At 66.6% G+C, this 24,402-nt stretch carries 18 protein-coding genes; 12 read left to right on the forward strand and 6 right to left on the reverse strand.

The genetic code is table 11. From position 1 onward, the window contains the following. Nucleotides 1-131: 131 nt before the first annotated feature. Both AZOLI_RS14125 and AZOLI_RS31145 read left to right on the forward strand, forming a co-directional pair. Nucleotides 132-2,126 carry a TonB-dependent receptor domain-containing protein gene (locus AZOLI_RS14125; protein ID WP_014187840.1) on the forward strand — a complete coding sequence of 665 codons (1,995 nt, stop codon included), beginning with the start codon at nt 132-134 and terminating at the stop codon, nt 2,124-2,126. A gap of 35 nt (nt 2,127-2,161) precedes the next feature. Next, the gene (locus tag AZOLI_RS31145) at nt 2,162-2,449 is read left to right on the forward strand and encodes a DUF2218 domain-containing protein (RefSeq protein WP_014187841.1); all 288 of its coding nucleotides are present in this window, start codon (nt 2,162-2,164) and stop codon (nt 2,447-2,449) included. A gap of 580 nt (nt 2,450-3,029) precedes the next feature. Here AZOLI_RS31145 and AZOLI_RS14135 read toward each other — a convergent pair. Next, nucleotides 3,030-3,830: a MarR family transcriptional regulator gene (locus AZOLI_RS14135; protein WP_162488198.1), complete on the reverse strand. Its 801-nt coding sequence runs from the start codon at nt 3,828-3,830 to the stop codon at nt 3,030-3,032. A 1,064-nt stretch (nt 3,831-4,894) separates the two neighbouring features. Here AZOLI_RS14135 and AZOLI_RS14140 point away from each other — a divergent pair. From AZOLI_RS14140 to AZOLI_RS14155, 4 genes are all read left to right on the forward strand, one after another. Further along, entirely contained in the window at nt 4,895-5,842 is a 948-nt protein-coding gene (locus tag AZOLI_RS14140) for a replication initiator protein A (RefSeq protein ID WP_014187844.1), read from the forward strand. A 348-nt stretch (nt 5,843-6,190) separates the two neighbouring features. Next, complete coding sequence (locus AZOLI_RS14145; RefSeq protein ID WP_014187845.1) at nt 6,191-7,213, forward strand: AAA family ATPase; 1,023 nt, start codon at nt 6,191-6,193, stop codon at nt 7,211-7,213. After that, nucleotides 7,203-8,057: a ParB/RepB/Spo0J family partition protein gene (locus AZOLI_RS14150; protein WP_014187846.1), complete on the forward strand. Its 855-nt coding sequence runs from the start codon at nt 7,203-7,205 to the stop codon at nt 8,055-8,057. The genes AZOLI_RS14145 and AZOLI_RS14150 overlap by 11 nt, the downstream gene beginning before the upstream one ends. Before the next feature lie 158 nt (nt 8,058-8,215). Next, the gene (locus AZOLI_RS14155; RefSeq protein WP_014187847.1) at nt 8,216-9,769 is read left to right on the forward strand and encodes an ABC transporter substrate-binding protein; all 1,554 of its coding nucleotides are present in this window, start codon (nt 8,216-8,218) and stop codon (nt 9,767-9,769) included. 88 nt (nt 9,770-9,857) lie between these two features. Here the strand turns inward: AZOLI_RS14155 and AZOLI_RS30390 are convergent, their stop codons facing one another. Both AZOLI_RS30390 and AZOLI_RS30395 read right to left on the reverse strand, forming a co-directional pair. Then, nucleotides 9,858-10,469 carry a hypothetical protein gene (locus tag AZOLI_RS30390; protein WP_014187848.1) on the reverse strand — a complete coding sequence of 204 codons (612 nt, stop codon included), beginning with the start codon at nt 10,467-10,469 and terminating at the stop codon, nt 9,858-9,860. Between the two features lie 156 nt (nt 10,470-10,625). Then, nucleotides 10,626-12,560 (reverse strand): ATP-binding response regulator, encoded by a 1,935-nt coding sequence (locus AZOLI_RS30395; RefSeq protein ID WP_014187849.1) that lies wholly within the window; start codon nt 12,558-12,560, stop codon nt 10,626-10,628. Nucleotides 12,561-12,854: 294 nt separating this feature from the next. Here AZOLI_RS30395 and AZOLI_RS30680 point away from each other — a divergent pair, with 294 nt between their 5' ends. Beyond that, a complete protein-coding gene (locus AZOLI_RS30680) occupies nt 12,855-16,055 on the forward strand; it encodes a response regulator (RefSeq protein WP_014187850.1) in 3,201 nt (1,066 codons plus the stop codon). Nucleotides 16,056-16,226: 171 nt separating this feature from the next. Here the strand turns inward: AZOLI_RS30680 and AZOLI_RS32505 are convergent, their stop codons facing one another. The 3 genes from AZOLI_RS32505 to AZOLI_RS31160 form a co-directional block, all read right to left on the reverse strand. Continuing rightward, nucleotides 16,227-16,853: a hypothetical protein gene (locus AZOLI_RS32505; RefSeq protein WP_162488199.1), complete on the reverse strand. Its 627-nt coding sequence runs from the start codon at nt 16,851-16,853 to the stop codon at nt 16,227-16,229. 136 nt (nt 16,854-16,989) lie between these two features. Beyond that, nucleotides 16,990-17,853 (reverse strand): hypothetical protein, encoded by an 864-nt coding sequence (locus AZOLI_RS31155; protein ID WP_014187851.1) that lies wholly within the window; start codon nt 17,851-17,853, stop codon nt 16,990-16,992. Next, nucleotides 17,838-18,797, reverse strand: coding sequence for a RimK-like protein (locus AZOLI_RS31160; protein ID WP_081505961.1), 960 nt, complete (start codon nt 18,795-18,797; stop codon nt 17,838-17,840). The genes AZOLI_RS31155 and AZOLI_RS31160 overlap by 16 nt, the downstream gene beginning before the upstream one ends. Before the next feature lie 510 nt (nt 18,798-19,307). On the opposite strand from AZOLI_RS31160, the gene AZOLI_RS14175 reads away from it, so the two are divergent. From AZOLI_RS14175 to AZOLI_RS14195, 5 genes are all read left to right on the forward strand, one after another. Continuing rightward, complete coding sequence (locus AZOLI_RS14175) at nt 19,308-20,015, forward strand: hypothetical protein (protein ID WP_014187853.1); 708 nt, start codon at nt 19,308-19,310, stop codon at nt 20,013-20,015. A 205-nt stretch (nt 20,016-20,220) separates the two neighbouring features. Then, nucleotides 20,221-21,126 carry an SMP-30/gluconolactonase/LRE family protein gene (locus tag AZOLI_RS14180; RefSeq protein WP_014187854.1) on the forward strand — a complete coding sequence of 302 codons (906 nt, stop codon included), beginning with the start codon at nt 20,221-20,223 and terminating at the stop codon, nt 21,124-21,126. Between the two features lie 2 nt (nt 21,127-21,128). Then, complete coding sequence (locus tag AZOLI_RS14185; RefSeq protein ID WP_014187855.1) at nt 21,129-22,079, forward strand: LysR family transcriptional regulator; 951 nt, start codon at nt 21,129-21,131, stop codon at nt 22,077-22,079. 194 nt (nt 22,080-22,273) lie between these two features. Further along, nucleotides 22,274-22,807 (forward strand): formate dehydrogenase subunit gamma, encoded by a 534-nt coding sequence (locus tag AZOLI_RS14190; protein ID WP_081505962.1) that lies wholly within the window; start codon nt 22,274-22,276, stop codon nt 22,805-22,807. Continuing rightward, complete coding sequence (locus AZOLI_RS14195; RefSeq protein WP_014187857.1) at nt 22,804-24,384, forward strand: formate dehydrogenase beta subunit; 1,581 nt, start codon at nt 22,804-22,806, stop codon at nt 24,382-24,384. Before AZOLI_RS14190 ends, AZOLI_RS14195 begins: the two co-directional genes overlap by 4 nt. Nucleotides 24,385-24,402 lie beyond the last annotated feature (18 nt).

The raw sequence follows: 24,402 nt of genomic DNA on the forward strand, positions 1-24,402 counted from the left end.
ATACCAGCGTGAACAGCGTCCGTGACGCTGGATTAATGTTGCGAATGCGTCGCATTCTCGGATACCACAGCGCCGGCCGACGGTCCAGCGGGCGTGATCCGGGGGTGACGCGAAAGGATGGACTGCCGACCATGACCAGCCGATTCCGTCACCGGATCACCAGCACCACCGCCCTCCTCACCCTGACCCTTCTTGCGCAGGCGGTCCCCGCCCTGGCCCAAGACAAAGTCCAGGACAAGGCCGTCACCCTCCCCTCCGTCGCGGTGGAGGGCGAGGCGCCCCGCTCGGTGGAGGCGGCGACCGTCATCGACCAAAAGACCATCGACCGCGAGCTGCCGCAGACCCTGCGCGACCTGTTCCAGGGCGAGCCGAGCATCACCGTCCCCGGCAGCAGCACGGCGGCGCAGAAGAGCTATCTGCACGGCATCGACCAGAGCAAGCTGAACGTCACCATCGACGGCGCCGCCCAGCGCGCCGGCATCTGGCACCACAACGGCAACCTGACGCTCGACCCGACCTTCCTGAAGTCGGTCGAGGTCGATCCCGGCGTGTCGCCCGCCGATGCCGGTCCGGGCGCGCTCGGCGGCGCTGTCGCCTTCAAGACCAAGAACGCCACCGACATGCTTCTGCCGGGGCAGGATGTCGGCGCCACCGCCATCCTCGGTTACGACACCAACTCCAAGACCTGGCGGACCACCGGCGCCGGCTATGCCGCCAAGCATGGCTTCGAAATCCTGGGCATCGGCACCCTGTCGCGCGGCAAGAGCTACGAGAACGGCAACGGCGTGACCGAGGCCGGCACCGGCACCGATCTGGTCAGCGGCCTCGGCAAGCTGGCCTACGAGTCCGACAGCGGCCACCGCATCTCGGTCTCGGGCGAGCATGTGCGCGACGACGCGGTGCGCCGCCTGCGCTCCAACCTCGGCATCGTCGGCGGGCCGACCGGGCCGCTGATGAACAGCAACACCGCGACCCGCACCACCGCCGTCGTCAGCTACGAGACCACGCAGCCGACCGACTGGTTCAATCCCGGCGTCACCGTCTCCTACACCCGCAACACGCTGGAGCGGCCGAACGAGAACCGCCGCACCACCGCGCATGGCGCCTTCGACAGCGAGGTCGACACCATCGGCCTGACGGTGAAGAACAGCTTCGCCATCCCGACCGGCACGCTGACCGCCGGCTTCGACCTGTCCCGCGACGACATCCACATCGACCGCTTCCACTTCACCACCGACGCGGACGAGCGGATCACCACTGTCGGCGGCTTCCTGCAGGCCCGTCTGGCCCCGGTGGAGCGGCTGCGCCTGTCCACCGGCGTCCGCATCGACCACCAGAGCTACCGCTCGGTCGACCACAAGACCTTCGACAACACCGGCATCAGCCCCAACCTGTCGGCCGATTATGCCGTGACCGACCGGCTCACCGCCTTCGGCGGCTACAGCTACAATTGGGGCGGGCTGGAGATGGCGGAAGCCGCCCTGTTCCACGCCGCCAACTACCGCTATTCCAGCGACCTGAAGCCGGTGACCGCCCACAACACCCGCGCCGGCCTGCGCTATGCCCACCAGGGCCTGCGGCTGGAGGCGGCGGCCTTCCTCACCTACATGGAGAATCCGGTCGCCTGGAACTACACCACCTATACCCGCGTCAACGGCGAGGATCTGCGCAGCCGGGGCTTCGACCTGACCGCCGGCTATGACTGGAGCAATGCCGGGATCAGCGCGAAATACACCCACACCGATGTGAAGTACGGCAACCGCATGGCGCTGTCGTCGGACTACAACACGGCGGTTCCGGTCGGCGACCTCTTCGCCCTTCGCGGCCATTACGGCTTCGAGGATCTGCGGCTGACGCTGGGCGCCTCGGCGGAGATCGCGCTGAAGGTCGAGGACGACGCGCTGCGGGCCAACGGCTTCCGCTCCATCGACGGCTATCAGGTGGTCAACCTCTTCACCGAATGGAAGCCGCTGGAGACGGCGCCCAACTGGACCCTGCGGGCCGAGGCCAACAACATCTTCGACGCCGCCTATGTCAGCCGGTCCAGCTACGGCCAGACCTCCACCGTGCAGCCGGCGCTGGCGGAGGGGCGGACCTTCTATCTCACCTCCACCGTCAAGTTCTGAGCCGACCCGAACCGATCGCCATAGGGAGCGCATCCATGCTGACCGAAACGGCTATTGTTCCGACGGCCCTTGCCAGCCGGTATCTGCAGCAGCTCTGCAAGCATTTCGCCCACAAGATCGCGGTGCGCTACGACGCTGCCAGCGGCGACGCCCAATTCCCCTGGGGACGCTGCACGATGACGGCGACCGCCGAGCTGCTGACCCTGCGGGCGGAGGCGGCGGACGCCGAGGCGCTGGCCCGCGTCAAGGCGGTGGTGGACGACCATCTGATCCGCTTCGCCTGGAAGGAGGGGCTGAAGCCGGACTGGACTCCCGCCGGCTGACACCCCCAGGTCCGACACCGGCCGGTCCGGTTCCCGGCGGTCCTCGCCGGCCGCCGGATCCGCGGAAGCAATAAGCCGCCGCGCCCCCGCGTCCTCCTGCCGGCCGAGCGCCAGTTCCCGCTGCCGCTCGGCCAGCGCCGCTTCGCGGGCACGGGCACGACGGCGCTGCTCCTCGGTGCGGGCGCGCAAGCACTGTTCCTGCCGCAGGCGCGAGGCCAGACGCCGCAGATCGTCGGCGGCCCGGCTCTCCCCCACCGCGGGCAGAGCAGCCAGAGCGTCGCGGAAGTCGCCCAGGGTCGGAAAGCGGCTCCATCCGCTGCGGAAATTCGACCAGACGGCGTCGAAGGCCGCCATCCAGCGGTCCGCCGGCCAATCCGCCATCGCCCGCACGTCGGCCTCCAGCAGTTCGGCGTCCGGCAGTTCCAGCGCGAAGCGGTCGGCCAGCTTCTCCAGCCCGATCAGCACATTCTCGATGCCGATCGGCGGAGTCAGCGCGCCGACGGCCTGCTCCACCCGCTCGGCCAACTCACCGATCTCCTCGGGCGACAGATCCTGCGTCTCGAACCGCAGGTCGGCGACCTCAAGACTGGCCAGCGAGGCGAAGGCGCAGGGCAGCGAGGGTTTCGCGGTTGCGGACGGCTGCATTGGATGATGCGTCGGGCGCGGATCCGCTGCGGGGAAGGACGGAACGGCGATCATGGCGGGGCTCCCGGCGGTGGTTGCGAATGGCGGACGGAATGGCGGTGGACGGAGAGGCTTCGGCGGCAGGCTCGCGGGACGCATCGGCCGGAGCGACCAGTTCCCTGAGGATCCAGCGCCGCCATGCGGCCCCCGGATCCGCCGGGCGGTAGCCGTTGCGGGCATGGGCCTTGCGGCACCAGGCCACGAACTTGGCGGTCACCCGGCCGGCATCGACCTCCGGCCGCTCCTGCGCCGCCCAGGCGAGATCGCCGGCATCGGGCTGCCAATCGGCGGGCAATGCCCCATCCTGCCGCGGATCCTCCCCGCCCGATTGGGAGGAGGAGGATTCAGGATTCTGGGAATCAAAGGAGAAGCCGGCCGGTGAACCGCCGCTGTCAGCCGGCTGACAGGACAGGCCGGCGGTAACGCCCTCCATTCCCGTCAGCCGATAGGCGAAACCGCGCAGGCCGCGCCGCGGCTGGGCGCAGACCAGCGCCGCCGACGGCTCCTGCAGGCCCTTCAGCACGGCATTGAACCAGGCACGGCTTTGCCCGAGCTCCTCCGCCAGTTCACCTTGCGTGGCGGTGCAGACACCGTCGCGGTCGGCATGGGCATAGAGCGCGGACAACACCGCGATGTCGGCGGCCTGGATGCCGGGCACGGCGATCCAGCGCCTGTACATGTCGATGTATGGCTTCATTGAGACACCCGTCTGTCGGTCGATCCGTGGACGGGTGGAGACAAGGGGAGAGCGTCGACGGACTCGGGATGAATCCGCTTGGCATCACGGGGCTGCCCTGCCATCATGGAGTCGCCAAACCGCCAGATGTGGGGTGCCCGGGTTTCCCTCGGTCTCCTCCGTCCGACACGAAGGGCCCGGAGCAATCCGGGCCTTTTGTGTTTGCGGAGGTCGGTCCTCCGTTACGTCATGCTGCTCTCCTTCAGGATGCGCAAACCCGTGGCGCCGGCCAGGAACTGGCATGGACGCAGGATGATGGCGTGAGGGCGGTTTTCGCCCGTTTTTTGAAATGTGTACGTCTCGTTGCGCGTCTGTCCACGGTCTTCGGAAAATGGCACATCGGCGACGTTCCAAAGGGTGCATCCGGGATTCTGCAGTGGGAATCAATCACTTGCTGCATCGCTCCATCGGCTGTCCGGTCGCGGGTGTCGCCGTTGTGCCGAATGATTCGGGTCCGAACGTCGCCGTTGTGCCGAAAGATTCTTCGGGACCGGAGCTTTGTGTCTGCCGGATCCTGGCCGCGAACGTCGCCGTTCTGCCGAATAATGGAGCCCTCCCCTCCCCCCCCCCACTGTCGTCCTGCCGGAATCGGCGGAGAATCGGGCGGGAATCGGCCCTTCGGCGGATCGTCCGAACGTCGCCGTTCTGCCAGTCAGGAGCCGTCCTGGGGGCATTCCGACCCGGATCGGGGCTGCAAAGCGGGGGCTTAATCCAACAAAAACAGCGGCTTACGCAATAGCCCACCCGCTGCGCCACCCCCCGGCACGGCAGAACGCAGACGTTGACGCTGCCGCCGGCCGGCTGGGGGGCGGCAGTCGCACTCCCGGCCGCCACCCACCGCCCCCGATCGGCCGCGATCCGAAAAACTGGCAGAACGGCGACGTTCGATGGAGCAAAGCGCGCCGTTCACGGGAATCTTTCGGCAGAACGGCGACGTTTGGGCCGGAGCTGTGGAACAGGTGGACGGGCTTGTGGATTATGGCTGCAACCCACTTCACGCCGCACAGCACCCGCGGAGAGATCGCATGACCCAGACGACCAACGCCGAGCTGCTCGACCGGCCGCTGCAATTGGCTCTGCGGCTGGATTCTCCGCTGACCGGCGATGTCCAGAACGACCGCCACATGATGGTCTACAGCCTGTTCGGCCTGTCGAAGGACAAGGCGGAGTCGCTGCCGACCTACGATGACGGCAAGGTGCGGATCGAGGTGCGGGCGCCGAAGAATGTCGGCGTCGCGACGATCTGGGACAAGGCGGTGCTGCTCTACGCCATCTCGCTCCTGCGCGAGAAGATGGAACAGGGCAAGATGCCGGCCAAGCTGGGCGAGCTGCACTTCACCACCAGCGACCTCCAGCGCATCGTCGGCAAGACCGCCGGCGGCAGCGCCTACGACAAGATCGAAGGGGCGCTGGAACGGCTGCAGGGCACGCAGATCAAGACCAACCTGGAAACCGGCGGCGAGGGCGAAAGCGGCGCCTTCTCGTGGATTTCCGACTACAAACTGCTGTACCAGCGCAAGAAGGACGGCGAGCGTGCGGTGCGCGGGCTGAAGCTGACCCTGTCGGGCTGGGTCACGCGCGCGGCGCTGGGCCATAATCTGCTGAGCTACCATGACCAGTATTTCGCGCTGAAGCCGGTGGAGAAGCGCCTTTACGAGATCGCGCGCGCCCACCTCGCCCGCGGCCATGCCTTCTGGATGGCGCTGGAGCCGCTGCGCAAGCGCGTCGGTTCCGACAACGACCTGCGCAAGTTCAAGAACGCGCTGGGTCCTGTCCTGGCCGCCGACCGCATCCCCGGCTATGGCGTGCGCATCGTCGAGACGGCGGAATACAAGGAGACGATGAAGGCGCGCGGCGCCGTTCTCGGCCGCGTCCTGAATGCCGACCTGCCGGTGCTGTTCTGGAAGAAGGACCAGGGCCAGCCCGAGAACTGGATCGATGTTCCCAAGGTAGAATACGACGAAACGGTGTGAATCGCCCTCTCCCAGGGGCGGGCTATGGCATTCACACAATTCCAGGCATCGCTAAGCTTCTGAGACAAAAGGAACTTTGCGTCATCCCCGCGAAGGCGGGGATCCAGGAAACTCCGCAGATCAGCGGCGGATGTGGCTGGATTCCCGCCTTCGCGGGAATGACGGCCGACAAAATTGCTTTATTTCAACGTCTTAAGTGACGCTGAGATGTGTGAATGCCATAGCCCCGGGGGGGCGGGAGAGGGAGTTCCATGCAATCCTCCCCACCCCTTCGGTAGACACCCGTTGCCGGAGTGGCGACGACTTGCTAGGGTCGTCGCAACCGGTGCCGGTGCAGGAGGACGGGGCGTGACAGGGGAACAGTTGAAGGCGTTGCGGGAACGGCGCGGCCTGACCCAGACGCAGATGGCGGCGTTCGTCAACGAGTTGACCGGCCGCAAATACGACAAGCAGCGGCTCAGCAAATGGGAGACCGGCAAGGAGGCCCTGCCCCGCGACGTGCTGGGCCGGCTTCTGCTGCTGGATCTGGAACGGCCGGAAAGCCCCCTGCCCCGCCCCGGCACCACCGTCGCCGTCGGACTGCAGAAGGGCGGCACGGCCAAGACCGCGACCTCCATCAACCTCGCCTTCATCCTGGCGCGCGCCGGCAACCGCGTTCTGCTGGTCGATGCCGATCCGCAGGGCAACGCCACCGTGCATGTCGGCGTGCCGCAGACCGACGTGGTGGCGCTGACCGAGGCCGGGAAGGTCCTCTACCACGCGCTGATGGGCAAGACGCCGCTCGATGCGGTGATCCGTCCGACCGGCGTCGAGGGGCTCGACGTCGTGCCGTCCAGCATCGCGCTGGCGAGTGCCGATACCGAGCTGCCGGGCAACCTGACCAACGCCCAGACCGCGCTGGCCGAGATGCTGGACGGCGTGCGGGAGCGCTATGACGTGATCGTCATCGACTGCGCTCCCAACCTGGGCGCGGTGACCATCAACGCGCTGACCGCCGCCGATTACGTGCTGGTCCCCTGCCAGGCCGAGCCGCATGCCATCCTCGGCGTCAGCGCCTTCCTCGACACCGTCGCCAAGATCCAGCGGCGCCTGAACCCGCGGCTGGAGGTGCTGGGCATCCTGCCGACCATGGTCAACCCGCGCCAGACCCAGGACCGGTCGTCGCTGGAGGATATCGAGCGGCTGTGGGGCGACAGCCGCCGCGTGTTCCCGCCGGTGCCGCGCGCCACCATCTACGCCCAGGCGGCCGGCGCCAATGTCATCACGCTGGATGCCGACATCGGCGCCCCCGGTGTGGAGAGCTATGCCGCCATCGCCGCCGCGCTGCTGACCGCCATGGGCCGCCTGCAGGAGACCGTCGATGCCGCCTAAGAAGCTGACCCGCCAGACAGCCGCCACCGTGCTCCAGGCCAAGGAGGCCGGCTTCGCCGCCGAGACCGACCGCATGTTCGGGTTGAGCGGCGTGCTGCCCCGTCTGGTCGAGGTCGATCTGGACGCCGTCGAGACCAATCCCGGCCAGCCGCGCACGGTCTTCGACGACGAGTCCCTGCGCTCGCTGGCGGACTCCATCGACCGTCACGGGCTGCAGCAACCCGTGCTGGTGCAGGAAGCGGCGGAGAAGGGCCGTTACCGTCTGGTGGCCGGCGAGCGGCGGCTGCGCGCCCACCGGCTGCTCGGCCGCGGCACCATCGCCGCGATCATCACCAAGGGCCGTCCGGAAGAGATCGCGCTGATCGAGAATGTCCAGCGCGTGGATCTGGACGCCATCGACCTTGCCCGCGGCCTGTCGCAGTTGATCGAAGCGCACGGCTACACCCAAGCGGAGGTGGCGGCGGCGGTCGGCTGTTCGGAGGCCGAGGTGTCCAAGCGCCTGAAGGTGCTGCGCCTGCCCGACGACATCCTGGCCGACTATCGCACCAACCCGGATGCGGTGTCGCGCTCGGCCCTGGTCGAGCTGGCCTTCGTCGAGGACGAGGCGGAGCTGCGCCGGCTTTGGCAGACGGCGCGCACCGGCGGGTTGACCGTGGGCGCGGTGCGGGCGGCCCGTCCGTCGGCATCCTCGACGGCCGAGCCGCTGCGGGTCCTGGGCAAGGCGATCAACCGCATGGACAAGGATCTGGCCGCCATCGACACGGTCGCCCAATCCCTGCAGCGCGAACATCGCGAAAGGCTGCAGGCCCTGCGCGACCGTATCGACGCGCTGTTGAGCGGCTGAGGGTTTCGCACTCGAAAGCACGCTTCAGTTGCTTTTTTGGCAAAGCGCGACCGCCGGTTGCTTTCGAGTGCGAAACCCTCTGGCGGTCGTTCAGGGTGACCGCCTGCCCTGCCCCATGCTAAGGATTGCCGACAAGTTTACGAGGCGACGGATCGGCGATGCGGGCTGTGCACAGACGACAGTTCCTTGGTGCGTTCGGGGGCCTTCTCGGCGCCGCCGCGCTGTCCGGCGCCCTGTCGCGGCCGGGGCTGGCCGCCGCCGGCACCCTGCGCATCGGGCTGAAGTCCCTTCCCGCGGCGCTCAACCCGCTGACCGTCAGCGATCTGGTCGCCCGGCAGATCCTGGGTTCGATGTATGAAAGCCTGACCAGCGTCGATACGCAGGGCCGCATCCTGCCGGGGCTCGCCACCGCCTGGGAAGCCTCGGAGGATGCCCGGCGCTGGCGGCTGACGATGCGCGACGGCGTGACCTTCCACACCGGCCGCCCCTTCACCGCCGCCGCCGTCAAACGCAGTTTCGAAGCGGCTCTGGCGGGTGACGGCGCCAACTTCGCGGTGCTGGCCCTGTCCAAGGTCCGCGGCTTTCGGGAGTTGCGGGCCAAGACGACCGCCGAGCTGTCGGGCATCACCGTGATCGACGACCGGACGCTGGAGGTCGTCTGCGACGAGCCCAACGCCGTCTTCCCCTTCGCCCGCATCCACATCGTCGACGTCGATGCGGCCGAGCAGGCCGGTCCCAACTGGTTCCGCACCATGTCGGCGGGCACCGGCCCATACCGGCTGACCCGTTCGACCGAAGGCATCCGCATCGATGTGGAGGCCAATCCAGGCTGGCGCGGCGGTGCGGTGCCGTTCGAGCGGGTGTCCTTCCTCGCCACCGGCATCGGCAATGACGGCATCACGCTGTTCAACGACAGCCAGGTCGATTTCACCTTCGTCGACACCGATGCGCTGCGCGGGGTGATGGACGATCCCGGTTTCAAGCGGTCGCTGACCAATGTGCAGCGGATGCAGATGCGGGTGGTGGCGCTCGACCAGCGCCGGGTAAAGGCCTTCGCCGATCTGCGGGTGCGTCGGGCGATGTCGCTGCTGATCGACCGCGACGCGATGGCGGAACGCTTCTTCCGCGGCGTGGCCACCGTCCACAACGGGGTCGTGCCGCCGGCCCTGCTGTCGAACGAAAGGCTGGAGCCGCTGGCCTATGATCCGACATTGGCGGCGCGCCTGCTGGAAGAGGCCGGCTATCCGGCGGGGCGCGGCATCGATCCCTTCATCGTCGCCGTCATTCCGGAATACCGGCGCGAGTTCGTCTATTACGTGTCGCAATGGAACAATGCCGGCATTCCGGCGAAGCTGACCATCGTCCCGCGGCAGGAGTTCATCGCCCGCTCCCGCCGGCGCGATTATGATTCCTTCCTGTTCGGCTGGACCGCCACTTATCCCGACCCGATGAATTTCCTGGATGAGCTGTTCAACAGCCGCAGCCGCTTCAATCCCGTCGGCTGGTCCAATGCGGAGTTCGACGGGCTGGTCGAGCGCGCGATGGCCATCGCGGACCCCGACCGCCGTGCCGAGGTCTACAAGGATGCCGAGTCCCTGGTGATGAAGGACATGCCGGTGATCCCGCTGGTCGTGCCGGATTACGTGGCGCTGCGCGGCAACGTGCTGAGCGAGAATTTCATCACGCCGTTCGGAGGTCTCAACTTCGGCTGAGCCGGCAAAGGGCAGGGTGGCGCGGCCAAGAAAAAAGCCCCTGTCCGCTTGATGGACAGGGGCTTTCCGTTGACGCCGCAGGGGTGTGTCAGGCGTCCTGAGAGCGCGCTTCGCGCAGGCAATCGGCGGCCTTGGCCTCGCGCAGGCAGTCGGCGGCCTTGGCCTCGCGCAGGCAGTCGGCGGCCTTGGCCTCGCGCAGGCAGTCGGCGGCCTTGGCCTCGCGCAGGCAGTCGGCGGCCTTGGCCTCGCGCAAGCAGTCGGCGGCCTTGGCCTCACGCAGGCAATCGGCAGCCTTGGCTTCGCGCAGGCAGTCGGCACTCTTCGCTTCGCGCAGGCAATCCGCGGTGGCGAACAGGCGGGCGCTGTCGGTGCGGGCGGCCGCCATGCGGTCGGCGGGGACGGTAACACCGTTGTGGTGCAGGTACTCGCCATACACCGCCTCGCAGAAGCGGAAATAGGCGCGGGTGTCGGCGACGATGAACTCATGCCACAGGTCGTCGCAGGCGGCCGATTGCGGAACGATGTCACGGTCCGGATGCTCGGCGCAGGCCAGCAGGAAGGTCTTCAGCTGCTGCAGCGCGATCTCGGACGTGGCGCGGGTCATCCCCGCGGCGACCGCCCGGTCGACCACATAGCCAAAGTCGAAACCGGCGATGATGTCCCGGGCACGCGTGATCTCGGTTGTGGTGGCGCCGTGCATGGAATCCTCCCAAGTTGCTTGTTCAAGCCCGTGAAACGGGTTGCAGGACTGGTTCCGGGCATGACCCCACTGTTGTGCCACAGCACAGTTGGATATGTGAGATAATTTTAGTCCTAAGTATTCGACTCGGGACAGATGACGTCCGTCAGGCCCGTCTTATATGGGGCGGGTCCTGCGCGCCGCGGCGGCATCGACCGAGGCGGAAAGGGCAGGCCGCGCGGCGGTCATCGCGTCCACCAGCATCGACAGGCGGTCGGGCATGATCGGCTTGGCGGCCACGATCACGCCCATCTCCGCCGCCCGGCCGGTCATCGCCCCGTCGAGCCGGCCGGAGATCAGCACCGCCGGAATCCGCAGGCCCAGCCGTGCCCACAGCGCGGCGATGAAATCCAGGCCGTTCTCGGTGGCGGACAGGTGATAGTCGGCGATCACCGCATCGGGACGGACGGTCCCGTCCTCCACCGCCCGCAGCCCCTCGGCGACGCTGGAGGCGCCGACCACGCGATGCCCGGCACTGGTCAGGAACATGGAGATGGCGGACAGCACGAAGCCGTCGTCGTCGATCACCAGGATCGCGAACTCCCCCTCTTTCGCGGGGGCGTCCGCCAGCGTCGCCGTCGCTGCCGCAGGGGCTGGGGCTGGGGCTGGGGCTGGGGCTGGGGCGGGAGCGGGGTCAGGAAGAGCCGGTTCCGGCTCGGCAACGGTTTCCACCGGCGCCAGCGGAATGGTGACCGAGAAGACCGACCCCTTGCCCAGCGTGGAGCGCACCTTCACCGGATGGTCCAGCACCGTCGCCAGCCGCTTGACGATGGACAGCCCCAGCCCGATGCCGTTGTCGCGGTTGCGCTCCTGGTTGCCGATCTGGTGGAACTCCTCGAAGATGGCGTCCAGCCGGTCTGCGGGGATGCCGATGCCGCTGTCCCGCACCTCGACAATCAGGGTGCCGCCGGATTCCAGGCAGGCGACCTGCACCGTCCCGCTGGCGGTATAGCGGATCGCGTTGTCGATCAGGTTGCCCAGCAGGCGCTGCAGCAGAATGCGGTCGGTCACCACCGGCGCGCGGTATTGCGGCACGGCGAAAGCCAGCCCCTTGGCGCGCGCCACCGGGCCGTATTGCGATTCCAGCGCGTCGAACAGGTCGGCGATCTCATGCACGCCTTTGTTCGCCGTGACGCCGCCGGCATCCAGCCGCGACACCTCCAGCAGCTCGTCCAGCAGCTGCTTCAGCGTCATCACCACCTGTTCGATCTTGCGCGCCGATTCCGCCACCTTCGGGTTGGGGGCGGTGGCGCGCAGCATCGCGGTCAGCATCAGCAGCGACTGGGCCGGCTGGCGCAGGTCGTGGCTGGCGGCGGCCATGAACTTGGCCTTCGACGCCACCGCCTGCTCGGCCCGTTCCTTGGCGAGGCGCAGGTCGATGGCGTTCTGCCGGAAGGTGGCGAGCGCCTTGGCCATGCGGCCGATCTCGTCGTCGCGGTGACGCACCGGCACGTCCACCGTCACGTCGCCGGCCGCCAGATCGGCCATGGCGCGGGTCATGCCGGCGATGGGCAGGGTCATGCCGCGGGTCGCCCACACCACCCCCAGCACCACCAGCAGGAGGGTGACGGCGCCGACCCCGCCCAGAACCATCACATGGTGGCGGATGGCGGCGTCGGTCGGCCCGGTATCGAGCCGGACCAGCAGAGTGCCGATGTTGCGGACGGCGCCGGTCCGGTCCTGGTGGGTCAGCGTCACGGCGGCGGCGGTGGCGGCGGCCTCGCTGACGATGGTCACGCCCGGCTTGCGGAAGGTGGCGAAGCGTTCGCCATGGGTGCCCAGGATCACCGCCTCGGCGAAGCTGTCGATCGAGCGCAGCGGCATCAGCGCCGTCACCGCTTCCTCGGGATCGAGGTCCCACAGCGCGTTCGCCACGTCGTCCAGCACGATCCTGGTCGCCATCTCGGCCCGGATGGCCAGCTCGGCGCGGGTGTTGCGCACGTCGGCCTGGATCAGCACCACCATCGGCACGGCGATCAGCACCGACACCAGCAGCACCGCCGATGCCGTCGTCCGGGCGACCAGGCTCCGTGAAAAAACCTTGAACAGCATGCCGAAGCCTACGAAGACACGACGACCACGAACAATTCGCGCGGGCCATCCTAGCCGAATCGGCGGCCGAACACGACAGCCGCGTGGCGCCTGTCCCGCTGCGGCCCCGGTCCGGCCCCGGCCGCCAGCAAAAGAGGTCGGTTCGACCGCATTCGGCGGCGGCTCCAGATAAAAAGCCCATATGACTGTTTCGAATCGCTTCTTTTTCTTGTTTGATTGCATGTGTAAAAGTTCGCCCCGGATTTCGGACTCCGGGATTGGGGTGGGATCGGGATTGCCGCTGGGGGGCGGAGCATGGGAACCGGCATCATCATCGCCCTTGCGCATGGCGTCGGGCTGCTGGCGCTGGTCCTGCTCGCCTACCGTTATGTGCTGCGGCGGTTCGGGACGCGGCGCCTGCCCTTCGCCCTGCTGTCCGGCCTGCTGTTCGGCGTGGCCGCCGCCGTCTCGATGCTGGATGCCTACCCGGTCGAGAGCGGGGTGCTGGTCGACCTGCGCAACGTGATGATCGGGCTGGCCGGGCTGTTCGGCGGCTGGCCGGCCGCCCTGATCTCCGCCCTTGCGGCCGGCGGGGTGCGGCTGTGGCTTGGCGGCATGGGCTCGCTGACCGGTCTGGTCGGCATCCTGCTGACGGCGCTGGTGGCGCCGCTGCTGGCCCGGCCGATGGAGCGATGGGCCGCCGCCCACCGCGCGCCAGGGCAGGGGCAGCGGCAGGTGAAGGGCGCCTACGGCTTCGGCCTGCTGGCCCTGTTCGGCCTTGCCATCACCCCGCTGACCCTGCTGGCCTTCATGCTGCTGCCCGACTCCAGGCTCGCCCTGCGGGTGCTGGAGGAGGCGGCGCTGCCGCTGACCGCCTTCACCGCGCTCGGCATCGGCCTGCTCGGCACCATGCTGGCGCGCGAGCACCGGCGCGTCGACGACGAGAACGCCCTGGCGGAGAGCGCCGCCCTCTTCCGCGCCGTGTTCGACAGCTCCGCCGACAGCCTGGCGATCGTCCGCGTCGGCGAAAAGGGCGGCTTCACCCTGCACAGCGCCAATGCCGCCGCCCTGCGCGCGATGGGCGACCGCGCCGCCGACGCGGCCGGCAAGCCGCTGGACAGCCTGCTGCCGCCCGATCTGGCCGCCAAGGCGATGGCCGACCTGCAATCCTGCATCGACGCCGGCGCCCCCACCCGCTTCGAGGAGCAGCACACCCACCAGGGCGTCACCCGCTGGTGGGAGGTGTCGCAGGTGCCGATCCGCGATTGCAGCGGCGCCATCGTCATGCTGTCGGTCGGCGCCCGCGACATCACCCGCCGGCACGAGGCCGAGCGCGCGATCCGCGCCAGCGAGGCGCGCTACCGCCTGCTGGCGCGCAGCGTCACCGACATCATCGGCCGCATCGGTCTGGACGGCGTGCGGAATTTCTGTTCGGAGGCGACGCGCGACAGCCTTGGCTGCGCCCCCATCGACCTGATCGGCCGCCCGCTGGTGGAGCGGGTCCACCCCGACGACCGCGCCGCCCTGTCCGCCGGTCTGGCGCAGCTGACGCCCGCCCGCCCGACCCTGAACACCACCTACCGCCTGCGCCATGCCGATGGCCGCTGGGTCTGGATCGAGGCGGCGGTGCGGCTGGTCACCGACGACTGGGGCGCGCCGCAGGATTACGTCAGCGTCGAGCGCGACGTCACCGCCCGCAAGATCATGGAGGCGGAGCTTCAGGACGCCCGCCAGGCCGCGGAATCGGCCAGCCGCAGCAAGACCGAGTTCCTGGCGAGCCTGAGCCACGAGCTGCGCACGCCGATGAACGCCGTCATCGGCTTCGCCGACCTGATCGCGCGGGAGTCGGAGGGGCCGGTCGGCAACGCCCATTACCGCGACTTCGCCGTCAACATCCGCGACAGCGGCCAGCATCTGCTGGAGTTGATCAACGAGATCCTCGACCATGTGCGGGCGGAGGCCGGGCAGCTGGTGCTGGAGGACGAGCCGGTCGATCTCGACGCCGCCGCCACTTTCGCCATCCGCCTGCTGACCCCGCGCGCCGCCCGCGCCGGCATCGCCCTTTCGGCAACGGTGGACCCCGCCGCCCGCTTCCTGCGCGGCGACGAGCGCCGCCTCCGCCAGATCCTGCTGAACCTGCTGTCCAACGCCGTCAAATACACGCCCTCCGGCGGCGCCGTATCGCTGGCCGCCGGCCCGGCTCCTGACGGCGGCCTGCTGCTGGAGGTGCGCGACACCGGCATCGGCATTCCCGAACAGGATCTGGGCCGCGTCCTGCAGGCCTACACCCGCGTCGAGAGCCCGGCCAACCGCCAGACCGAGGGCGCCGGGCTGGGCCTGCCGCTGACCCGCCGGCTGGTGGAGCTGCATGGCGGCACCATGACGCTGTCGAGCCGGGTGGGGCAGGGCACCACCGTCACCATCCATTTCCCGCCCGACCGTCTGGCCGACGAGAGCGGCGGCAGCGTCCGCCCGCCGTCGGACCGGCCCGGCCTGTCGATCCTGATGGTGGAGGACGACCACAACATCCTGGAGAACGGCTGCGCCCTGCTGCGCAGCTGGGGCCACCGGGTGATCGGCGCGTCCGGCGCGGGCGAGGCCCTGCCGGTGCTGCGCGGGGACGAGCCGCTGGACCTGCTGTTCAGCGACATCGTGATGCCGCCGGGCATGAACGGGGCGGAGCTGGCGCGCGAGGCGCGGCGCCTGCGCCCCGACCTTCCGGTTCTGCTGGCCTCGGGCTTCGCCGCCCATGCGGTGGTGGCCGACGACGTGGCGCTGGGCGGCTACGACCTGATCGCCAAGCCCTACGACCCGCTGGAGCTGCGCGACCGTCTGGCCCGCCTGCACCCGCTGGCCCCGTCTCCGCCCCTGGCCTCACCCCTGGCCTCACCCCAGGCCCCGCCGCAGCCATCCCCCCCGCCGCCCGCCCCGCCGGTCCAGCCGGCCGCGGAAGCCCCGCCGCCGCCCATCGCCGAGGCCGTGCCCGAGGCCATGCCCGAGCCCGCCGCCGAGCCCCCTGCCGAGCCTTCAATCCCGCCCGCCGCCCCGCCGTCCGCCGCCCCGCCGCCTGCCGCAACGCCCGGCCCCGCGGCATCGGCGCCGGGCTCCCTGCGCATCCTGGTGGCGGAGGATGTGGAGATGAACCGCCTGCTGGCCGTCACCCTGCTGAAGCAGGCCGGCCACAGCGTCGCGGCGGTGGAGGACGGGGCGCAGGCGGTTGCGGCGACCGCGGCGGCGGATGGGCGCGAGCCGTTCGACGCGATCCTGATGGACGTGAACATGCCGGTGATGGACGGCCTGGAGGCGACGCGCGCCATCCGCGCCATGCCCGGCCCGGCCGGCCGAGTCGCCATCGTGGCGCTGACCGCCAACACCTTCCCCGACGACATCGCCCGCTGCTACGAGGCCGGCATGGACTGCCATGTGCCCAAGCCCATCGACCGCGTGCTGCTGCTGACCGAGATCGCCCGCTGCGTCGCCTCGCGCCGGGCGGTGGAGGCGATGGGGGAGGGGTAGGGGGGAGGCGTGAATCTCTGCAGGTACCTGAAAAATCACCAATTGACGAACTGCACACGCAGTCAACTTTGTGCTGAGAACGGTCGCACCTTTGAGAGTAGTGCCATAAAATATTCTGTATTGACTTTATGTATATTAAATTTCTTCATTTTTGCTATGTTATGAGTAGAATTAATCGGCAGGCGGACGTCGGTCAGCGAGGGCGTCGACAGGAATAATCTTACGGTTTACTGAGTCAAAAGTGACGAGTACAGTTCTGCCGATGGGTTGGTAAGTGAGGAGTGCATTCAAATCTTCTTCACTGATGCGGTTTTTAATAATGTTGTCGATCAACGTGATGAATGCTTCAATCCCGCTTTCGGCGTTATCAGCAGATATATCGGTCTGAACAATAAATTTGAATTTAATGCCGGGTGAAATCTCGCCAGTTATTGAGTAGGCTGCCGAATAACGGCGAATAGGGGGCACTTTGCCGGCACTGCCGATCAAAGTGATATTTTGTTCATCGGCGCGCTTCCACAGCGCGAATGCCGCCTTTTTTAGGGCGCCGTATGCGTCCTTGCCCAACTCCTGAAGAACACCGTTGAAGAATCCTGCCGTGACGAATAAGGCGATGGCTGTGGGTAGATAGAGTTCGATCCCAGCGTAGGGAACGTGTGGCTGACGAATTACCATCAGGTTTGAGTTCGATTTTCCTAGCTGCGTGCGAAATTCTGACTCTATATCGTCAGGAAGTCCCTCCAATAGCATCAGAATGAAGTTAGGGCGATCTACAGGAAGCATTGCATCACTGGCCATTAATATCTCCACGATTTTTGTATGTATAGGAAACGAGCTCAAAAAGCAGTCCATTGCAACGAATTCTGTAACAACAGAACCTACCGAAATCTACTTCCGCTGTTCAGTCTCGGCATTCGGAGGCTGCCGAGGTGCGTTACTCTTTAGGAGGTGGCGATTTTAATTCTGTAGACGGATGTGGGGTGATGTCCTTAGCGGGGTTCTTTTCTCGCTCTGGCAGAACTGCTGGAAATGACGCCTCACAATTCAGTAATGCTCCTTGATCGGTAGTTTTATTTTCTGCTAGCGGCTCGGGTATTGTGGTGTTCATTGCGGACGTAGGAACGGGCGTTGCCGGCCGTAACTCGTGCGTTTGGACCGGGATCGCTCTGGCAGTGGAGGCTGGTGGCATCACAGTTTCCTGTCCTGCGGCGGGTGCAAAAAAGCTGGCCGCAATGGCAAGGGTGAACACGACCACGCCGTTGCGAATAAGTCCGATCGCTGTTGATGCTTCGTTTGATCGAATAGTATTCATAATTTGGAAGCCACTTGCGGCCTTCACAATCTCATCCGCAGCCTCATCGCCGCCTTTGGCAATGACGCGAAGATAACCTGCGCCGTAGCCAAAGCGTGGCTTCGGGCGTAGGCCGCTGAAGCCGATCATGGCACCGAATAGAAACATGCCCATCGAAACGAACAGAAGAACCGCAATGGCTGTCTTCGCTGGCGTGGCGGCCAGACCATCGAAAATGGTTTTGGAAACCACGCCTCCGACCGTGACGGCCACCGACAGTGCAGCCGTTAGTTTATTTAATTTCTCGTCGAGCTCCTTAGCGCGCGTCCACTCAGTCTCAAGGTATTTTTCCAGCTGACTGGTATCGAGAGCCCTGATGTCGGCAAAATCCTCAGCTGTATTCCAGGATTCAAGCCGGCGCTCTAGGTTCCGATTAACGATAAACATGCCAATTGCATCGGGTACCGCCCACCACGCCCATTGCCGTAACTTTAACAGGAGGGGCATGCCAGTTCCTCCGCAATCGCCACCGATAAGCCGCGTCCGTCACGGTCAAGCCATCCCCATTCACCCGTCGGGTTTATCTCGATGAACCAATAGCGATCATCCGAGAACGCAAGGTCGATTGCGCCATATCGCAGGCCAAGATCACTAACAAGTAAACGACAGCGCTCGGCAACATCGGTTGGCAGGTCATAATCCTTATAAATCAGTTTATTCTTGGGGCGTACTCGCCAATCGCCATCAATGCCTCCATGCTCATCTGTGATAGCGTCACACCATAAGCGGTCGCCGATAAGTGTGACACGTAGATCTAACTTGGGGGCGATGATTCTTTGGCAGGTTGCGGGTGCGAGATGGAAATGCTCATCCGCGCATGCCTTCCAATCAATCAAACTCGTGTAGCCAAAATGCTGATGATGTTCATCTTGCAGAAGTACTGTATCGACGCTTTTCAGAGCAACTCGAGTGCCAATCAAGCTTGGTACGTCAGCCTCGCAGTCATTTGTCACTAATGTCGGCGGAACATCAAAACCGAGATTAGCCGCGCGTCTTAGCTGGTAGGGTTTAGACTCTGCCTGATATGTCACTGCCGGATGGTTCATCCAAACTGCATGGTCGAACAACATCATGCCGCGCATGGCTCCCGACCATTGCGAGCGCTCAAGCTGTTCCGCTGTTGTCAATGCACGGCTTGGCGTATTTCTCTGGAAGGTTGCTTGTCGCCACCACACCGAACGCAGTCCGGCTCCAACATACCAAGTTTTTCCACCGTAGCGGCAAGTCATGGTGGCAGCTAAAGGGTCAATGGAGAGCCTCAAATCAGCAAGTTGATCCCGGTTGATGCGTAAAAATGATACGCTTTGCCGAGAGAGGTGGTCGCAAATTCTATCGGTGGAATAATCCATCAAGCTTGATAGAATAAGAACATCGACGCTATCGCCCGTCATATGATTATTGTCCCTTTTGATCCTCACCGGTCTCAAGGTCGTTCTTCTTTGTCTGCCTGCCATATCGAGAATCGTAAGCGATTAGGCCCTCCTTGCTACGCCACACTCCGGATGCGAAGTCATATACCGCATCTTCCGGCCCTTCGATTTCCCTGAGTTCTGTCGTTCTTGCCTCACGATGCAGGACGTGCATTGTCACTTCCTCCTCTAAAAAATGCTTCTTGAGATTGAGGGAAACGCATGAATCAAACACAAAAGGCTTGATATCATGGTAGTCTTGCCATCTGCAAGAGCATATGTCGGGCGCGTAATTGAAATTTAGCTATAGAATGAGAAGTTTTCCTGCTGCAGCAGTAAGCGTCAACTTGTATCGCGCTTTGATGTATCTGCTCCGGTAAGAGGCGATTGCTTTCACCTACTCCACCCCCCATTTTCACAAAACTCCCCCAACCCCGGACCAAATTCCTATATCCTCTCCGCCCAGGTCCCACCCCTTCGCGGAGCCGCGCCATGCCCCTCGACAGCCGTACCTTCCAGAACGACCGTTTCCCCGCCTGGGCCGAAGAGCCGCCGGTGCCGTCCGAAGGCTCGCTGGTCCCCGGTTCGCAGTTCCATGACGAGCAGTGGATCATGGCCGCCGGCATGCTGGCGCGCGGCAACAGCTTCCTTCAGGTCTCCCGCGCCATGGGGTGCAGCCGCACCACGCTCTGGCGGGCCTATTACGGCTCCAAGGATTTCCGTCACAGGGTGTGGTGGGAGCGGCAGGCGCTGAACCGCGAGGCCGAGCTGCGCCTGTCCTCGCTGCGCATCCTGGTGGCCGAGCAGATCGAGCGGCTGGTCACCTCCGGCGATCCCACCACCGTCCGCTGGATGGCCGAACGGCTCGGCCTGTTCGACGGCCTCGACCGCCCGGCCTCCAGGCGGCAAGCCGCCGAACAGGACGCGCCGCCCGCTCCCCGGCCGGCCCCCAGGTCCGCCCCCAGGCCTGAGGATCCGCCCGCCGTCACCATCCCCGAACTGGACGACGACATCCCCGGCGAGCTGCGCGAGCGGATGGCGCCCGATCCGGCCATGATCGCCGCCATCCTGGCCCGGCCGGAGGGCGAAGGTCCGAAGGGCATCTTCCCCTGGACCGTCAACGAGTACGAGGAGTTCCCCAACCTCAACCCCGGCCCGGTCAGCCGCCGCGCCGCCGGTCCCTTCTCCCATCGCCTCTGACCGCTCCCCCGGCCGATGCAACATCCGCCGGATCCTGTTCCACGCCGTTCCACCCCTCTCCCACGCTCCCGATGAGGCCGCCGATACCCCCACCCTCGATACCCCCACCCTGACCGGCCCCGCCGGACTGTCCGACCGGGATGCTTGATCGCGCCGCCGATCTGTCCGACCCTGCGTGTCCGTTCGAATACCCGAGGATCACGCGATGACCGCCGGCCCCGCCTTTACCCCAGGCTTCACCTGTGTGCTCGACGCCCGTGCCAGGCTGGGGGAGGGGCCGGTCTGGTCGGTGGACGATCAGGCGCTCTATTGGGTCGACATCAAGGGCCGGGCGCTGAACCGCTTCGATCCGGCCAGCGGGACCAATCATGCGATGGCTCTGCCGGAGGAGATCGGCTGCGTCGCCCCGCGCAAGGGCGGCGGCTTCATCGCCGGCCTGCGCTCCGGCCTGTGGCAGCTGGACGGGGAGGGGAGACCGGTCGCCTGCCTCGCCGCCAACCCGGAGGACCAGGGCGCCAGCCGCTTCAACGACGGCAAGACCGATCCCGCCGGCCGCTATCTGGCCGGCACGCTGGACGAGCCCAAGGCCGGCGGCAAGGCGCATCTCTACCGCTATGACCGGCGCGGGCTGGCGGTGCTGGCCGGCGGGCTGCTGACCTCCAACGGTCTGGCCTTCAGCCCGGACGGGCGGACCCTGTACCATGCCGACACCCCGACCTTCACCGTCCACCGCTACCGCTACGATCCCGCCACCGGCGCCGTCTCCGACCGCGAGGTCTTCGTCCGGCTGGAGCCGAAGGACGGCGACCGCGGCCGGCCGGACGGCGCGGCGGTGGATGCCGATGGCTGCTATTGGACGGCGCTGTACGAGGGCGGGCGGGTCGCGCGCTTCTCCCCCGCCGGCGACCTGCTGTCGGAGCATCCGCTGCCGGCGCGCTGCCCGACCATGGTGGCCTTCGGCGGCCCCGACCTGCGCACCCTCTACGTCACCACCGCCAGCGCCGGCCGCCCCGCCGACGAGCTGGAGCGCCTGCCGCAGTCCGGCGGCCTGTTCGCCATGACGGTCGATGTGCCGGGCCTGCCGGTCCCGCCCTTCGACCCGGAAGTCTGACGATGTTCCGGAAGTTCGTCTATCTGCTGGCCCTGGCGCGCGAGAAGCATTTCGGCCGCGCGGCGGAAAGCTGCCACGTCTCGCAGCCCACCCTCTCCAACGCCATCCGCCAGTTGGAGGAGGAGCTTCAGGTCCCCATCGTCGAGCGCGGCCAGAAGTTCGAAGGCTTCACGCCGGAGGGGCTGACGGTCCTCGAATACGCCCGCCGCATCGTCGGCGAGCGCGACAACCTGCGCCACGAGCTGCTGGCGCTCGCCCAGGGCGTCACCGGCCATCTGCGGGTGGGGGCGATTCCCTCCGCCCTGCCGGTGGTGCCGCATGTGCTGGCGCCCTTCACCACCCGCTTCCCGCACATCCGCTCCACCGTCGTCTCGCTCAGTTCGCGCGAGATCCAGCGCGGCCTCGACGAATTCGAACTCGACGCCGCCATCACCTATCTCGACAACGAACCGCTGAACAACGTCCGCACCCTGCCGCTCTACACCGAGCGCTACCATCTGCTGGCCCGCCGCGACGACCTGTCCGACGAGCGGATCGCCCAGGGCGCCGTGACCTGGGAAACGGCGGCGGGTCTGCGGCTCTGCCTGCTGACCCCGGACATGCAGAACCGCCGCATCGCCGACACCGCCTTCCGCATGACCGGGCGGACGGTGCAGCCGGCGATGGAGACCAACTCCATCGTCACCCTCTACACCATCGTCCGCGCCGGCAGCTGCGCCAGCATCGTCCCCGGCCAGCTGCTGACCTTCGTGCCGCCCCACCCGGACATCGTCGCCCTGCCGCTGGTCGACCCCGAACTGAGCCATGTCGTCGGCCTCGCCTACGCCGACCGCGACCCGCCGCCGCCGCTCGCCAAGGCGCTGGCGGTCGCGGCATCCGACGCCGACATCGCCCAGCGCGTCGCCATCGGCATCGCCGAAGCGATGATCCCCTGGCGGGTGGCGATCCGCTGACGGGCCATTCTTGATAGCCAAAAGCTATCGGCTCATCGGAAAATAAAATTTGCTGGCATACCGTATCCTCCGCCACTCTGACGGTGCCGGGCGCTGAGAGTTGCCCGGAAAAAGCCAACAGAGCCAAGCCAGAACGACGCCGACCCAAGGGGAAACCCCAAGTGCGGCGCGGACGATCGCAAGGAGGGATACCCGTGAACGCTTGCCATCCGTGGAGCGCTGAGCGCGCCATGACGATTGTCGAAGACAATCGGCATCTGCGCGGCGCCCTGCTGCCGATCCTCCACGCCCTGCAGGAAGAGTTCGGCTATATCGACGAACAGGCCATCCCCCTGCTGGCGACGGAGCTGAACCTCTCGCGCGCCGACGTGCATGGCGTCGTCTCCTTCTATCACGAATTCCGCCGCGAGAAGCCCGGCCGCCACATCGTCAAGGTCTGCCGGGCCGAGGCCTGCCAGTCGATGGGCGCCAACGCCCTGGTCGACCACATCAAGAAGAGCCTGCAGGTCGATTTCCACGGCACCACCGCCGATGGCGCCTTCACGCTGGAACCGGTCTTCTGCCTGGGCAACTGCGCCCTCTCCCCCGCCGTCATGATCGACGAGAACCTGCACGGCCGGGTCTCTCCCGACCGCTTCGACGAGCTGGCGGCCGAGACGCGGACCAACCCGCAGGCCCATCAGCAAATCCCCCGCGCCCTCAGCCAGCATAAGGGGCATGCGCAATGAGCGGCCATCTGATCACCGTCTTCGTCCCGCGCGACTCCGCCGCCCTGTCGGTCGGCGCCGATGCGGTCGCCGCCGCCATCCGCGCCGAAGCCGCCAAGCGCGACCTGCCGCTGCGCATCGTCCGCAACGGCTCGCGCGGCATGCTCTACCTGGAACCGCTGGTCGAGGTGGAGACGCCCGAAGGCCGCGTCGCCTACGGCCCTGTGACCGCGGCGGATGTCCCCAGCCTGTTCGACGCCGGCTTCCTGACCGGCGGGGAGCATACGCTCGGCCACGGCCTGACCGAGGAAATCCCCTATTTCAAGAAGCAGGAACGGCTGACCTTCGCCCGCTGCGGCATCATCGACCCGCTGTCGGTCGAGGATTACCGCGCCCATGGCGGCTTCCGCGGGCTGGAGAACGCGCTGGCGATGTCCCAGGCGGAGATCGTCAAGGCGGTGACCGACAGCGGCCTGCGCGGCCGCGGTGGCGCCGGCTTCCCCACCGGCATCAAGTGGAACACGGTGATGCAGGCCAAGGCGGACGAGAAGTTCGTCTGCTGCAACGCAGACGAGGGTGACAGCGGCACCTTCGCCGACCGCATGATCATCGAAGGCGACCCCTTCTGCCTGATCGAGGGCATGACCATCGCCGCCATCGCGGTGGGCGCCACCTCCGGCTACGTCTACATGCGGTCGGAATACCCGCACGCCACGGCGACCCTGCGTCATGCCATCAAGCTCGCCTATGACGAGGGCTGGCTCGGCGACAACATCCACGGCACCAACCGCACCTTCCACCTCGACGTCCGCGTCGGTGCCGGCGCCTATATCTGCGGCGAAGAGACCGCGATGCTGGAAAGCCTGGAGGGCAAGCGCGGCATGGTGCGCGCCAAGCCGCCGCTGCCGGCACTGGAAGGCCTGTTCGGCAAGCCGACCGTGGTCAACAACGTGCTGTCGCTCTGCTCGGTGCCGATCATCCTCGACAAGGGCGGCGACTATTACCGCGACTTCGGCGTTGGCCGGTCGCGCGGCACGCTGCCCTTCCAGCTGGCGGGCAACCTCAAGCATGGCGGCATCGTCGAGAAGGCCTTCGGCATCACCCTGCACGAGCTGCTCTACGACTTCGGCGGCGGCACCATCACCGGCCGGCCGATCCGCGCGGTGCAGGTCGGCGGCCCGCTCGGCGCCTACCTGCCGCCCTCGCAGTTCGACCTGCCCAAGGATTACGAGGCCTTCGCCGCGCAGGAGGCGATGGTCGGCCATGGCGGCATTGTCGTCTTCGACGACAGCGTCGACATGGCCCAGCAGGCCCGCTTCGCCATGGAGTTCTGCGTGGCGGAATCCTGCGGCAAATGCACCCCCTGCCGCATCGGCTCGACCCGCGGCATGGAGACGCTGGATAAGATCATCGCCGGCAAGAACGTCGATGCGAACCTCGAACTGCTCGCCGACCTCTGCGACGTGATGGTGGACGGCTCGCTTTGCGCCATGGGCGGCATGACGCCCTATCCGGTGCGCAGCGCGGTGAAGCACTTCCCGGAAGACTTCCGCAAGAAGCAGCACGCCGTCCGCGTCACCCACATCGCCGCCGAATAACGAGCGCCCCCAGGAGCA

Source organism: Azospirillum lipoferum 4B (assembly GCF_000283655.1).
In the GTDB taxonomy this organism is placed as follows: Bacteria; Pseudomonadota; Alphaproteobacteria; order Azospirillales; family Azospirillaceae; genus Azospirillum; species Azospirillum lipoferum_C.

What these genes read in the sequence shown, in the direction of transcription:
- AZOLI_RS14140 (WP_014187844.1), top strand. Translation starts at nt 4,895, where the DNA reads ATGACCCAGACGACCAACGCCGAGCTGCTCGACCGGCCGCTGCAATTG.
- AZOLI_RS14175 (WP_014187853.1), top strand. Translation starts at nt 19,308, where the DNA reads ATGCCCCTCGACAGCCGTACCTTCCAGAACGACCGTTTCCCCGCCTGG.
- AZOLI_RS14125 (WP_014187840.1), top strand. Translation starts at nt 132, where the DNA reads ATGACCAGCCGATTCCGTCACCGGATCACCAGCACCACCGCCCTCCTC.
- AZOLI_RS30680 (WP_014187850.1), top strand. Translation starts at nt 12,855, where the DNA reads ATGGGAACCGGCATCATCATCGCCCTTGCGCATGGCGTCGGGCTGCTG.
- AZOLI_RS31145 (WP_014187841.1), top strand. Translation starts at nt 2,162, where the DNA reads ATGCTGACCGAAACGGCTATTGTTCCGACGGCCCTTGCCAGCCGGTAT.
- AZOLI_RS30395 (WP_014187849.1), bottom strand. Translation starts at nt 12,560, where the DNA reads ATGCTGTTCAAGGTTTTTTCACGGAGCCTGGTCGCCCGGACGACGGCA.
- AZOLI_RS31155 (WP_014187851.1), bottom strand. Translation starts at nt 17,853, where the DNA reads ATGCCCCTCCTGTTAAAGTTACGGCAATGGGCGTGGTGGGCGGTACCC.
- AZOLI_RS14135 (WP_162488198.1), bottom strand. Translation starts at nt 3,830, where the DNA reads ATGAAGCCATACATCGACATGTACAGGCGCTGGATCGCCGTGCCCGGC.
- AZOLI_RS31160 (WP_081505961.1), bottom strand. Translation starts at nt 18,797, where the DNA reads ATGACGGGCGATAGCGTCGATGTTCTTATTCTATCAAGCTTGATGGAT.
- AZOLI_RS14150 (WP_014187846.1), top strand. Translation starts at nt 7,203, where the DNA reads ATGCCGCCTAAGAAGCTGACCCGCCAGACAGCCGCCACCGTGCTCCAG.
- AZOLI_RS14195 (WP_014187857.1), top strand. Translation starts at nt 22,804, where the DNA reads ATGAGCGGCCATCTGATCACCGTCTTCGTCCCGCGCGACTCCGCCGCC.
- AZOLI_RS14180 (WP_014187854.1), top strand. Translation starts at nt 20,221, where the DNA reads ATGACCGCCGGCCCCGCCTTTACCCCAGGCTTCACCTGTGTGCTCGAC.
- AZOLI_RS14155 (WP_014187847.1), top strand. Translation starts at nt 8,216, where the DNA reads ATGCGGGCTGTGCACAGACGACAGTTCCTTGGTGCGTTCGGGGGCCTT.
- AZOLI_RS32505 (WP_162488199.1), bottom strand. Translation starts at nt 16,853, where the DNA reads ATGGCCAGTGATGCAATGCTTCCTGTAGATCGCCCTAACTTCATTCTG.
- AZOLI_RS14185 (WP_014187855.1), top strand. Translation starts at nt 21,129, where the DNA reads ATGTTCCGGAAGTTCGTCTATCTGCTGGCCCTGGCGCGCGAGAAGCAT.
- AZOLI_RS30390 (WP_014187848.1), bottom strand. Translation starts at nt 10,469, where the DNA reads ATGCACGGCGCCACCACAACCGAGATCACGCGTGCCCGGGACATCATC.